Genomic DNA, 12403 nt, shown 5'->3' with positions numbered 1-12403 from the left:
GACGCTACGTCGCTCGGCATTTTCATATTCTCGGTTTTGAGAGGCTTGCTTCGTCCGCGAAAGTCTCTCTAGGGATGCGCGAGCGCTATGCGAGAAACGCGCGCGGGAGGCCAGTCTCAATGGATACCATCTCGGTCGAGCAAATGGCCGCCAGCATCGGCACCGAGCGCGTCTCGGACTGGGTCGAGGTCAGCCAGGCGATGATCGACAAGTTCGCCGACGCGACGGGCGATCACCAGTTCATCCATGTGAACCCGGAAATGGCGGCGCTGACCCCGTTCGGCGGCACGATCGCGCACGGCTTCCTGTCGCTCTCGCTGATGCCGATGCTCGCCGCCAAGACCGACACGCCCAGGATCGCCGGGGTCAAAATGGGCGTGAATTACGGCGGCAACAAAGTCCGTTTCCTCACGCCCGTCCGCTCGGGCAAGCGCGTCCGCGGCCGCTTCAAGCTGCTCAGCTTCACCGAGCGCAAGCCCGGCGTGTGGGAGCAGATCAACGAATATACGCTCGAGATCGAGGGCGAGACCAAGCCCGCCCTGATCGCCGAGTGGATCAGCCTGATCTACATCTGAGAACCGACAAGAAGGATACCGTCATGTCCCGCTCCGCAGTCATCGTCTCCACCGCCCGCACCCCGATCGGCCGCGCCTATCGCGGGGCGTTCAACAATCTCCCCTCGCCCACCCTCGCCAGCCATTCGATCAAGGCCGCGGTCGAGCGCGCCGGGATCGAAGGCGCCGAGGTCGATGACGTCGTCATGGGCTGCGCGCTCCAGCAGGGCCACCAGGCCGGCAATATCGCGCGCACCTCGCTGCTGCGCGCCGGGCTCCCGGTCAGCGTCGCGGGCCAGTCGATCGACCGGCAATGCTCGTCGGGGCTGATGGCGATCGCGACGGCCGCCAAGCAGATTATCACCGACAATATGGACGTGACCATCGGCGCCGGGGTCGAGAGCATCAGCCTGGTCCAGACGCCGCAGATGCGCTTCGCTCCCGATCACGAGCTGCTGGCGATGCACAAGGATGTGTACATGCCGATGCTCCAGACCGCCGAAGTGGTCGCCAAGCGCTACGGCATCGGCCGCGAGGCGATGGACGAATACAGCCTCGAATCGCAGCGCCGCACCGCCGCCGCGCAGGCCGCGGGCTATTTCGACAAGGAGATCATCCCCGTCACCGCGGCGATGAACATCGTCAACAAGGAGACCAAGGAGGTCACCACCAAGGAGGTCACCCTCACCAAGGACGAGGGCAACCGCGCCGACACCACGCTCGAGGGGCTGCAGGCCCTCAACACCGTTCTCCCCGGCGGCACGATCACCGCGGGCAATGCCTCGCAGCTGTCGGACGGCAGCTCGGCATCGGTGCTGATGGAGGAATCGCTCGCCTCGAAGCGCGGCCTCACCCCGCTCGGCCGCTATGTCGGCATCGCCGTCGGCGGCACCGAGCCCGACGAGATGGGCATCGGCCCGGTCGTCGCGATCCCCAAGCTGCTGAGCAAGTTCAACCTCAAGATGGACGATATCGGCCTGTGGGAATTGAACGAGGCCTTCGCGGTCCAGGTCATCTATTGCCGCGACAAGCTCGGCATCCCGAACGAGCTGCTCAACGTCAATGGCGGCTCGATCTCGATCGGCCATCCTTACGGCATGACCGGCGCCCGCTGCACCGGCCACGCGCTGATCGAGGGCAAGCGCCGCGGCGCGAAATATGTCGTCGTCACGATGTGCGTCGGCGGCGGCATGGGCGCGGCGGGGTTGTTCGAGGTGCTGTAACCGGATTGACGGGAGGCAGCCGCGCAGGCAGCCTCCCGTTTCATGGAAGCCGACGAACATTATCAGCGGGCGAGCTGGGTGCGCACCGCATTCCAGCCGCTGCGCGACATGTTCGTCTTCTCGGGCCGTTCGACGCGCACCGAAGTGGTGACCTTCTTCCTCCTCGGCACGCTTGCGAATATGGGGCGTTTCACCATGGCGCCCCCGTTCAATGTTCCGCTTGCGGCGTTCAAGCTCGTCTGGGGTTTTGTCTGGAGCTTTCCCTGGATCGCGCTGTTCGCGCGGCGCCTTCACGACCAGGGTCGCGCCGGCTGGTGGGCGCTGCTGCTGATGGCACCCTATGCAGTGCTTTTCGCGATGGCCGTTACCACCGGAACCCTGAGCCCATCGGGCCCACCGTTCGAATGGTCGCCCACCGGGCCGTCATGGATCGGCTTCATGAGCGTGTGGGCCATGATCGGCGTCGCGATCCTGATTCTCCATCTCCTCCCCGGCACCCCCGGCTTCAACCGCTACGGCGCTGATCCGCGTCTCGCCTCCGAACCCCAGCAAACCGCCGCCGCGTGAACGAGGTCCCCTCCCGCTACATCACGCTCGCGCGCGGGCTCAAGGCGTTCCGTGAGACGCTCAACTTCACCGGCCGCTCGACCCGCACCGAAGTTGTGAGCTTCTGGCTGCTCTACATGCTGGCGGTGCTGATTTTTACCGTCTCGCATATCGTACTTCTCACGCTCCACCTCATGCCGCCGCATTTTCTGACCGACCTGGTGGGGTTCCTGTTTCTGCTCCCGTCATTTGCCTTGCTCGCGCGCCGCTTGCAGGATCAGAATCTGCCAGGCTGGCCCGGCGCGCTACTCTATGCGGCCACCCAGGCATTGGGGTTCTGGCTCACCAGGGACGGTCCCAACCCATATCAGCGCGAAATCTGGTGGATGGCCTTCGTCGTGGTCGCGATCACCGCCTATCTCATCGCGCTGTTCCGTGCGGGCACCCCCGGCCCCAACCGCTACGGCCCCGATCCGCGCCTCGATGCCGCAACTCAAGTCTAACGGGTTTTCCCGGATGACCGCCGTCACCCCATTCTAACTCTCTGTGGCTATGCACCTTTCCGTGCCGCCGCTCGTTGATGGCGCAGCTTGTTTTCGCCAACGTTGTCATTTCTGCATCAATACAAACGTTTCCTAAATCATATTGTCATTTTATGTGCGCCTGTTAGCGTTACCAGCTGACGGACCGGGAAAACACGGAACGCAATAACAAGGAGGGGTCGCGCCGATGCGCGAAGGATTGGCACTTGTGGCCGATATCGGCCGCCAATCGGTCCGTTTCGGCTTGACCGGCGGCGAGCAGGGCCTTGCGCCCCGCGACATTCGCAAGTTCATGACCGCCGAACACCCGACCTTCACGAGCGCGCTCGTCTCGTACCTCACCGATCTCGACCTGCGCGACGCGCGCCTGCCGAGCGTCCTCGCGGTCGCGGGCGCGGCGCGCGGCGACCTGATCAACCTGACCGGAAGCCGCTGGTACATCTCGCTCTCGGGCGTCGAGGCGGTGCTGCGCGAGCGCCCGCGCGCGCTCAACGAATGCGCCGCCAATGCGCTGGCGCTGACGATGCTGCCCGCCGCCGCCTTCACCCCGCTGCGTGGCCCCCCGCCCAAGCCGGTGCAGCCGGGCGGCAATTATGTCGTGGTGGGCACGGGTACCGGGCTCGGCGTCGCGGCGCTGATCAGCGCGGGAGACAAGCTCGTCCCGATCCAGACCGAGGCGGGGCACATGTCCTTTTGCGCCAACACCGCCGACGAGCGCACCTTCGCGCAATATGCCCAGTCCAAGGGCCATATGATCGATGCCGAAACCCTGCTGAGCGCGCCCGGGCTGATGCTCGCCTATGAGGCGCTGAGCGGCGGCAAGAAGCTCGCCCGCCCCGAGGATGTTACGCGTAACATCGGCCGCGACCCGCATGCGACCGCAGCGGTCAAGATGTTCACCGAGCATCTCGGCGCCTTTTGCGGCGATCTGGCGATGGCGTTCGGCGCGTGGGACGGGGTGTTCCTGACCGGCGCGATCGCGCGCTTCCTCCACCCGCAGCTCTCGGATCCCGGCTTCCGCCAGCGGATGGAAGGCAAGGCCGCGTTCCGCCGTCAGCTCGGCGAGGTGCCGGTGGCGCTGGTCAACCGCAACGACCTCGAACTGCTCGGCGCCGCGGCTTTCATCGGGACGGCGTAGGTCCAGCATGTGCTCCTGCGAAAGCAGGAGCCCAGAGTCTCAAGCGAACCGTCCGTGAACCTGGCCCCCTGCTTTCAGAGGGGAACCGCCAATGCAAACTATCGTTCTCTCCTCAACCCATTGAAGGAGAACGACAATGCCGATGGACGAAACCGCCGACCCTGCCGAAGTCCTCAACCGAATGTGGGAGAAGATGGCGAAGAGCCCCTTCGTGATGGTCAGCCTGATCGGATCGGATGCCCATGCCGAGCCCCTCACCGCCCAGCTCGACGACGATGTCACCGGCAAATTCTGGTTCTACACGCGCAAGGACAATCGCATCGCCGCTGGCGGCCCCGCAATGGCGCAGCATATGTCGAAGGACCACAAGATCTTCGCCTGCATCCGCGGCAATCTGGTCCCCGAGACGAACGAGGCGATCATCGACAAATATTGGTCGAACATCACTGAGGCCTGGTTCGACGGCGGCCGCGACGATCCCAACCTTCTCATGCTCCGCTTCGAACTCGAGGATGCCGAGATCTGGGAAGGCGACGAATCGATCCTCGGCAAGGTCAAGATGCTCACCGGCATGAAGATCAGCGGCGAGGAAATGGGCCGGCATGTCGAGACGGCGCTGTAATGCGCCTACCTTTTCCCCTCCCTTGCAGGCAGGGGAGACAGCGTGCGAAGGGTCCCCCATGGGCCCCAGCCTCGCACACCGCATCCGCATCGAGACCCACGCCGTCTGGCTCGCGATCCGCGACCCGCGCACGCCGCTGCTCGCCAAGCTGTTCGGCACCCTCGTCGCCGCCTATGCGCTCTCGCCGATCGACCTGATCCCCGATTTCATCCCCGTGCTCGGCCTGCTCGACGATGCGATCCTGATCCCGCTCGGCGTCTGGCTGTTCGAGAAGCTCGTCCCCGCCGGCCTGATGGCCGAACACCGCGCCACCGCCGAAGCCGCGGCCGAACGCCCGGTCTCGCGCTGGGGAATCCTGATCGTCCTCGCGATCTGGGCGCTGGCGGCGTGGCTGGTCTGGAGCGTGGTGACGTTCGAATACGATTGAGCCGCGCTCAGCCCGCGTGCCCGGCGATCCACTGCTCGACCACCGGCGCGATCCGGCCGCGCCATTTCGAGCCGTTGAAGATGCCGTAATGGCCGACATCCTGGGCCATCAGATAGTGCTTCATCCCTTCGGGCAGCCCGGTCGCCAGCGTCAGCGCCGCCTTGGTCTGCCCCACCCCCGAAATATCGTCATGCTCGCCCTCGATCGCGAGCAGCGCCACGTCGGTGATCGCGCCCGGATCGACCGGCCGCCCGCGATGCGTCATCTCGCCCTTGGGCAGCGAATGCTTCTGGAACACCACCTCGATCGTCTGGAGATAGAATTCGGCGGTCATGTCGCAGACCGAGCGATATTCCTCATAGAAGCGCATCGTCGCGTCGGCGCTGTCGCCATCGCCCTGGACCAGATGTTTGAACATCTCCCAATGGCTGACCATGTGGCTGCCCAGGTTCATCGTCATGAAGCCGGCGAGCTGGAGGAAGCCGGGATACACCTTCCGCCCCGCGCCCGGATAGGTCATCGGGATGGTAGCGATCACATTCTGCTCGAACCACGCCTTGGGCCGCTCGGTCGCGAGCGTGTTGACCGCGGTCGGCGCCTCGCGCGTATCGATCGGTCCGCCCATCAGCGTCGCGGTGAGCGGGCGGCAGGGATGCTTGTCCGCGCTCATCAGCGCGACCGCGGCATAGCAGGGGACCGAGGGCTGGCACACCGCGAGCAGATGCGGCCGCTCCTTGCCTTCCCCGATAAAGCTCAGAAACTCGACGATATAATCGATATAATCGTCCAGATCGAAGCGCCCGTCCGAAAGCGGCGCCAGCTTCGCGTCGCGCCAGTCGGTGATGTAGACGTCGCAGGTCGGCAGCATCCGGGCGACCGTGCCGCGCAGCAGCGTGGCATAATGGCCCGACATCGGCGCGACGATCAGCAGCTTCGGTCCACCCTCGACGCCCTCGCGCACGAAGCGCTTGAGCTGGCCGAACGGCTTGCGGAGCACGATCTCCTCATGAACCTCGACCTGCCGGCCATCGACGCTGGTGAAATCGATCCCGAATTCGGGCTTGCCGCGCGGCGCGCTCGCATGGGCGAACACTTCCAGCGCCGATCCCAGCACGGTGCCTCCGCCCAGATAGGCGAAGGGATTGGCGGGATTGTTGAGCAGCCCGGCCGAGAAATTGGCCATCGCGCTGGCGCCCGCCAGCATCGAGCGCTGAAGTTCATACGCGTCGTACAGCATGTGCTTCTCCGCCCCGCTCCCCCCGGATAAACGGCGCGAGGGAGCGGAGTTATAGCGCTAACATTGTGCGGTGCAACGCCGTAGAAGCCGCACCGCTCTACCGACTGTGCACAACTTCCAGCCCCCTCTGTTCGCCCGCCCCCAATCGCGCTAGGCCCCGCAGGCCATGGCCGAACAACCCACCGCCGAAACGACCTCGCCCGCGCCCCCGCCGCGCAAGCTGAGCAACCTGCTGATCATCTGGGGCTTCACGCGCCGCTATCCGCTCCAGCTCGTCGTCGCCACGCTGGCGCTGACGGTTTCGTCGCTCGCCACCCTGTCGATCTCGGTCATGTCGCAGCTGATCGTCGACAAGGGCTTCGCCGCCCGCGCCGATCATGGCCAGATCGCCTTCTATTTCGAGTTGATGCTCGGCGTGGTGGTGGTGCTCGGCTTCGCCACCGCGGTCCGCTTCTTCTTCGTCTCGTGGATCGGCGAGCGCACCGTCGCCGACATGCGCATCGCGGTGCAGCGCAACCTGCTGCGCCTGCCCCCCAAATGGTTCGAGGAAAACCGCCCGTCGGAGATCGCTTCGCGCCTCACCTCGGACACCGCGATCGTCGAGCAGATCGTCGGCAGCACCGTCTCGATCGCGCTGCGCAATTTCGTCACCGGCATCCTCGGCGTCGCCTATCTCTTCATCCTGTCACCCAAGATCGCCGCCTATCTGATCATCGGCATCCCGGTGACCGTGCTTCCGATCATGTGGCTCGGCGGCCGCGTCCGGCAGCTGTCGCGCAAGAGCCAAGACAGCATCGCGACGATCGGTTCGCTGATCTCGGAGACGCTCGGCGCGATACGCATCGTCCAGGCCTTCGGGCAGGAACAGCGCGAGAGCGAGCGGTTCGAGGACGCGGTGTGGCGCACCTTCGCCGCGGGCAAGCGCCGCTTCGCGCTGCGGGCGGTGATGACCGCGCTCGTCATGTGGCTGCTCTTCACCGCGATCACGCTGATCGTCTGGTCGGCGGTGGGCGAGGTCGCGACGGGGCGGATCAGCCCGGGTTCGCTCCTCGCCTTCATCGTCACCTCGACCATCGTCACCGGCTCGTTCGGCGCATTGACCGAAGTCTATGGCGATCTGCTCCGCGCCTCGGGCGCCGCCGCGCGCATGGCCGAATTGCTCCACGAACAGCCCGACATCGCCGCCCCCGCCAACCCCGTCGCGCTCCCCCAGCCGCCCCAGGGCGCGCTCGCCTTCGACAAGGTCAGCTTCCGCTACCCGACCCGCCCCGAAGTCTCGGCGCTCCAGGACTTCACGCTGTTCGTGAACCCCGGCGAGACCGTCGCCGTGGTCGGCCCCTCGGGGGCCGGCAAGTCGACCCTCTTCCAGCTCGTCCAGCGTTTCTACGATCCCGAAAGCGGCGAGATCCGCGTCGACGGCGTGCCCCTGCCCGCCGCCGACCCCGCCGAGATCCGCGCCCGCATGGCGATGGTGCCGCAGGAAACGGTGATCTTCGCCGCCTCGGCCCGCGACAATCTCCGCTACGGCGAATGGAACGCGAGCGACGAGGCGATCTGGGCGGCCGCCGACGCGGCCAACGCGAGCGAGTTCCTCCGCGAGCTCCCCCAGGGCCTCGACACCTTTCTCGGCGAAGCCGGCGCGCGCCTCTCGGGCGGCCAGCGCCAGCGCATCGCCATCGCCCGCGCCTTGCTGCGCGACGCCCCGATCCTCCTCCTCGACGAAGCCACCTCCGCGCTCGATGCCGAGAGCGAACGCCTCGTCCAGGACGCGCTCGACCGGCTGATGGAGAACCGCACTACTCTCGTCATCGCCCACCGCCTCGCCACGGTCCGCGCCGCGGGCCGGATCATCGTGATGGACGAGGGGCGGATCGTCGACACCGGCACCCATGCCGAACTGGTCTCGCGCGGCGGGCTCTATGCCCGGCTGGCGGCGCTGCAGTTCAACGACGCGGCGTAATCCTTTTTGTCGAAGCCGGTCTATGTTTTGGGCACGGGCCTGTCGCACAATGGCTCGGCGGTTCTTCTGAAGGACGGCCGCGTGTGCGTCGGCATCGAAAAGGAACGGATCACCCGGCAGAAGCATGACGGCGGCAATGATAACGCCGCGATCCGCTACTGCCTCGACGCCGAAGGCATCGCGCTCTCCGACATCGACCTCGTCGTCCAGTGCGCCAATTACGAGATTCCCGACCGCGACGTCTTCGCCGGCCCCCGCCCGTTCGCCGGATCGGACCATCCGCCCATCCTCAGCATCTCGCACCATCTGGCGCATGCCTGGAGCGCCGCGGGCACCTGCCCGTTCGACGATTGCGCGATCATGGTGCTCGATGGCTGCGGTAGTCCCTTCGTGCAATGCACCGATACGGGCCGCGGCATCCTCCTTCCCGAAGACCTGCCCCGGCAGCCCGCCATGTGGTGTGAGAAGGACAGCTTCTACCATTTCGACGGGCGCGAGGTCGTGCCGCTGCTCAAGGATTTCAGCCTCTACCGGCCGCAGACCTCGCCGCACATCCGGATGCCCGGCACCGAGCATTCGGTCGGCGGCTTCTATGCGGCGGTCAGCCGCTACGTCTTCGGCAATCTCGACGACGCCGGGAAGCTCATGGGCCTCGCCCCTTATGGCAGGCCCGGCGCGGTGGCGCACCAGGCGTTCAGCGTCCGCGACGACCGCATCTTCGTCGAGGAGGAATGGCAGGCCACGCTGACCCGCCCGGCCTCCGGTTACGAGGATTTCCGCGCCAACTTCCAATATTATGCCGACATCGCCTGCTGGGCCCAGCAACAGGTCGAAAACGCGGTGATCGCGCTGTTCGAGGCAAGGCTGCGGCGCTTCCCTGCTGGCCGCGTCTGCTACGCCGGTGGCATCGCGCTCAATGCCGTCGCGAACGCGCGGCTGCTCGACGAGGCTGTGGTGCACGATTTCTATATCGAGCCCGCCGCCGGCGATAATGGCGTGGCGCTCGGATGCGCCTTCTACGGCTGGATCAAGGCGCTGGGCCGCGACCGCGTGCCGCATGACGGCAACACCTGCTTCGGCAGGACCTATACCATGGCGGAGATCGGCGAGGCGCTGGCCGACGCACCGTCGGACTGGCGGATAACCGAGCCGGACGATCTCGCCGCCCGCGTCGCCGAACAGCTCGCGCAGGGCAATACGGTCGGATGGTTCCAGGGCGGCAGCGAGTTCGGCCCCCGCGCGCTGGGCCGACGCAGCATCTTGGCGCACCCCGGCAAGCCGGGCATGCGCGACCATATCAACGCCGCCATCAAGTTCCGTGAGGATTTCCGCCCCTTCGCCCCCGCCATACTCCCCGAATTCGCCGGGGATTGCTTCGTTTCCGGCCGCGACAGCCCCTACATGATCCTGATCGACCGGACGAAGCCCGCCTATGCCGACGCCCTGCGCAACGTCACGCATGTCAACGGCACCGCGCGGGTCCAGACCGTCGACCGCGCCTGGAATCCCGCCTTCGCCGGACTGATCGAGGCCTTCCACGCGCGCACCGGAATTCCGGTGCTCCTCAATACCAGCTTCAACCGGCGCGGCATGCCGATCGTCGAGACGCCCGGGGAGGCGGTCGCACTGTTCGCCGAGAGCGCGCTCGACGTGCTGGTGCTGCAGGACGTGCTGGTGGTCAAAACCGGGACTGCACCCGAGTCGGCGCGCCTCCAATCCCACTGATCGATTTTATCACTCTCCGACATGGGACGGACTTGTTTCTCCCGCCAGTGTTGTGGGCCTAGGTGAGGCCAACATCAAAACAGAGAGGACTCGACTCATGGACGCGAAGACCGGATCGATCGATGGCGGCGGCTGCCCGCATGCGGGCGGGGTGCGGGGGCTGCTGGGCCGCACCAACAAGGATTGGTGGCCCGAGATGCTCGCCACCGAGATCCTCAACCCCAATGGCCCGTCGAACCCGATGGGCTCCGATTTCGACTATGCCGAGGCGTTCAGGGCGCTCGACTATAACGCGCTCAAGGCCGATCTCACCGCGCTGATGACCGACAGCCAGCCCTGGTGGCCCGCCGATTACGGGCATTACGGCCCCTTCTTCATCCGCATGGCCTGGCACGCCGCGGGCACCTATCGCACCGCCGACGGCCGCGGCGGCGCCAATAGCGGTCAGCAGCGCTTCGCCCCGCTCGACAGCTGGCCCGACAACGGCAACCTCGACAAGGCACGCCGCCTGCTGTGGCCGATCAAGCAGAAATACGGCAAGCATATCAGCTGGGCCGATCTGTTCATTCTCACCGGCAATGTCGCGATCGAATCGATGGGCGGGCCCGTGTTCGGCTTTGGCGGCGGCCGCGCCGACGTGTTCGAGCCCGAGCGCGACATCTATTGGGGCTCGGAAGACAAGTGGGTGAACCAGGGCGTCCAGACCCGCATCGCCCCCGAACATGGGCTTCACGAGCTCGAGGGGCCCCTCGCCGCGATCCAGATGGGCCTGATCTACGTCAATCCCGAAGGCCCGCAGGGCAACCCGCATGACGATGCCGGCATGGCGCGCGACATGAAGGAGACCTTCGCGCGCATGGCGATGAACGCCGAGGAGACAGTCGCGCTCACCGCGGGCGGCCACACCTTCGGCAAGGCGCACGGCAATGGCGACGCCGCGCTGCTCGGCGCCGCGCCCGCGGGCGCCGATCTCGCCGCGCAGGGCTTCGGCTGGGTCAGCGGCCATGAGAGCGGCGGTATCGGCGAGCACACCGTCACCAGCGGCATCGAGGGCGCCTGGACCAACACGCCCAAGGAATGGACCGCGAATTATTTCCGCCTGCTGCTCGACTATGACTATGAGCTGGTGAAGTCGCCCGCCGGCGCCAACCAGTGGCAGCCGATCAACCAGAAGGAAGAGGACAAGGCCCCGGCAGCGTGGGACCCGAACATCAAGGTCCCGACGATGATGACCACCGCCGACATGGCCTTGAAGCGCGACCCCGAATTCCGCGCGATCAGCGAGAAGTTCCGCAACGACCATGAGGCGTTCAAGGACGCCTTCGCCCGCGCCTGGTTCAAGCTCACCCACCGCGACATGGGCCCCAAGATCCGTTACCTCGGGCCTGAAGTCCCCACCGAGGACCTGATCTGGCAGGATCCGATCCCCGCGGGCACCATGCCTGCGGACGCGGACGTCGCGGCGGTGAAGGCCAGGATCGCCGCGAGCGGCCTCACCGTCAGCCAGCTGGTCAAGACCGCCTGGGCCTCGGCCAGCACCTATCGCAAGTCCGACCATCGCGGCGGCGCCAATGGCGCGCGCCTCCGGCTCGCCCCGCAGAAGGACTGGGAAGTCAACGAGCCGCAGGCGCTCGCCAAGGTGCTGTCGACCCTCGACGGCCTGCGCGGCAACCTGTCGCTCGCCGACGCCATCGTCCTCGGAGGCGTGGTCGGCCTCGAAAAGGCGATCAAGGATGCCGGCTTCAGCGTCGCGGTGCCCTTCACCGGCGGCCGCGGCGACGCGACCGCGGAGCAGACCGACGCCGACAGCTTCGCGGTGATGGAGCCCGAGGCCGACGCCTTCCGCAACTATGTCGGCAAGAAGAGGCTGGCGGTGAAGGTCGAGGAGATGATGCTCGACCGCGCCTCGCTGCTCGGCCTGTCGGTGCCCGAGATGACCGTGCTGATCGGCGGCCTGCGCGTGCTCGGCGCCAATCACGGCGAGCGCGGCCATGGCCATTTCACCCGGCGTTCGGGCCAGCTCACCAACGACTTCTTCGTCAACCTCTACGACATGACCAATGTCTGGAAGGCCGCCGAAGGCAGCGACGACGAGTATATCGCGACCGACCGCAAAGCGGGCCACGAGACGTGGCGCGCCACCCGCGCCGACCTCATCTTCGGCTCGAACGCCGAGCTCCGCGCAGTGGGCGAAGTCTATGCCGAGACCGGGCATGAGGAGAAGTTCGTGAAGGACTTCGTCGCCGCCTGGACCAAGGTGATGAACGCCGACCGCTTTGATCTGAAGTAAAGGGAGCCCCCTCCCCAATGGCGCGCGCCGTGGCCCCCGGGCCGCGGCGCGCGCTTTCGTTTTACTCCCCCCGTTCGTGCTGAGTAGAGACCGAGTAGCGGCGTAGCCGCGTATCGAGGGCTCGTATCGAAGCACCGTG

At 66.3% G+C, this 12403-nt stretch carries 11 protein-coding genes; 10 read left to right on the top strand and 1 reads right to left on the bottom strand.

Annotated features, from left to right (window positions below; all coding sequences use genetic code 11):
* Positions 1–119: 119 nt before the first annotated feature.
* The 7 genes from OF829_RS17330 (at position 120) to OF829_RS17300 (ending at position 5052) form a co-directional block, all read left to right on the top strand.
* Positions 120–575, top strand: coding sequence for a MaoC family dehydratase (locus tag OF829_RS17330; RefSeq protein WP_264941410.1), 456 nt, complete (start codon positions 120–122; stop codon positions 573–575).
* A gap of 23 nt (positions 576–598) precedes the next feature.
* On the top strand, positions 599–1777 hold the full coding sequence (locus OF829_RS17325) for an acetyl-CoA C-acyltransferase (RefSeq protein WP_264941409.1): 1179 nt from the start codon (positions 599–601) through the stop codon (positions 1775–1777).
* A gap of 42 nt (positions 1778–1819) precedes the next feature.
* Positions 1820–2344, top strand: a complete 525-nt coding sequence (locus OF829_RS17320; RefSeq protein ID WP_264941408.1) for a DUF805 domain-containing protein — start codon at positions 1820–1822, stop codon at positions 2342–2344.
* Complete coding sequence (locus OF829_RS17315) at positions 2341–2826, top strand: DUF805 domain-containing protein (RefSeq protein ID WP_264941407.1); 486 nt, start codon at positions 2341–2343, stop codon at positions 2824–2826. Before OF829_RS17320 ends, OF829_RS17315 begins: the two co-directional genes overlap by 4 nt.
* 226 nt (positions 2827–3052) lie before the next feature.
* Positions 3053–4003: a glucokinase gene (locus tag OF829_RS17310; RefSeq protein ID WP_264941406.1), complete on the top strand. Its 951-nt coding sequence runs from the start codon at positions 3053–3055 to the stop codon at positions 4001–4003.
* A gap of 136 nt (positions 4004–4139) precedes the next feature.
* Positions 4140–4625 carry a pyridoxamine 5'-phosphate oxidase family protein gene (locus OF829_RS17305; protein WP_264941405.1) on the top strand — a complete coding sequence of 162 codons (486 nt, stop codon included), beginning with the start codon at positions 4140–4142 and terminating at the stop codon, positions 4623–4625.
* Between the two features lie 58 nt (positions 4626–4683).
* Positions 4684–5052, top strand: coding sequence for a YkvA family protein (locus tag OF829_RS17300; protein WP_264941404.1), 369 nt, complete (start codon positions 4684–4686; stop codon positions 5050–5052).
* A 7-nt stretch (positions 5053–5059) separates the two neighbouring features.
* On the opposite strand, the gene OF829_RS17295 is transcribed toward OF829_RS17300, so the two are convergent.
* Positions 5060–6289, bottom strand: coding sequence for a polyhydroxyalkanoate depolymerase (locus tag OF829_RS17295; RefSeq protein ID WP_264941403.1), 1230 nt, complete (start codon positions 6287–6289; stop codon positions 5060–5062).
* 166 nt (positions 6290–6455) lie between these two features.
* Between OF829_RS17295 and OF829_RS17290 the strand changes: the two genes are divergently transcribed.
* The 3 genes from OF829_RS17290 (at position 6456) to katG (ending at position 12264) form a co-directional block, all read left to right on the top strand.
* On the top strand, positions 6456–8249 hold the full coding sequence (locus tag OF829_RS17290; RefSeq protein WP_264941402.1) for an ABC transporter transmembrane domain-containing protein: 1794 nt from the start codon (positions 6456–6458) through the stop codon (positions 8247–8249).
* Positions 8250–8255: 6 nt separating this feature from the next.
* On the top strand, positions 8256–9974 hold the full coding sequence (locus OF829_RS17285; RefSeq protein WP_264941401.1) for a carbamoyltransferase family protein: 1719 nt from the start codon (positions 8256–8258) through the stop codon (positions 9972–9974).
* Positions 9975–10071: 97 nt separating this feature from the next.
* Complete coding sequence (gene katG, locus OF829_RS17280) at positions 10072–12264, top strand: catalase/peroxidase HPI (RefSeq protein WP_264941399.1); 2193 nt, start codon at positions 10072–10074, stop codon at positions 12262–12264.
* Positions 12265–12403 lie beyond the last annotated feature (139 nt).

This window comes from Sphingomonas caeni, from assembly GCF_026013415.1.
Taxonomy (GTDB): Bacteria; Pseudomonadota; Alphaproteobacteria; order Sphingomonadales; family Sphingomonadaceae; genus Sphingomonas; species Sphingomonas caeni.
Note: the sequence above shows the minus strand (reverse complement) of the source record. Positions and strands in the feature narration are given on the sequence as shown.

Bases quoted from the DNA above. Each gene is read 5' to 3' on its own strand.
- OF829_RS17330 (WP_264941410.1), top strand. From the start codon at position 120: ATGGATACCATCTCGGTCGAGCAAATGGCCGCCAGCATCGGCACCGAG.
- OF829_RS17325 (WP_264941409.1), top strand. From the start codon at position 599: ATGTCCCGCTCCGCAGTCATCGTCTCCACCGCCCGCACCCCGATCGGC.
- OF829_RS17320 (WP_264941408.1), top strand. From the start codon at position 1,820: ATGGAAGCCGACGAACATTATCAGCGGGCGAGCTGGGTGCGCACCGCA.
- OF829_RS17310 (WP_264941406.1), top strand. From the start codon at position 3,053: ATGCGCGAAGGATTGGCACTTGTGGCCGATATCGGCCGCCAATCGGTC.
- OF829_RS17305 (WP_264941405.1), top strand. From the start codon at position 4,140: ATGCCGATGGACGAAACCGCCGACCCTGCCGAAGTCCTCAACCGAATG.
- OF829_RS17300 (WP_264941404.1), top strand. From the start codon at position 4,684: ATGGGCCCCAGCCTCGCACACCGCATCCGCATCGAGACCCACGCCGTC.
- OF829_RS17295 (WP_264941403.1), bottom strand. From the start codon at position 6,289: ATGCTGTACGACGCGTATGAACTTCAGCGCTCGATGCTGGCGGGCGCC.
- OF829_RS17290 (WP_264941402.1), top strand. From the start codon at position 6,456: ATGGCCGAACAACCCACCGCCGAAACGACCTCGCCCGCGCCCCCGCCG.
- katG (WP_264941399.1), top strand. From the start codon at position 10,072: ATGGACGCGAAGACCGGATCGATCGATGGCGGCGGCTGCCCGCATGCG.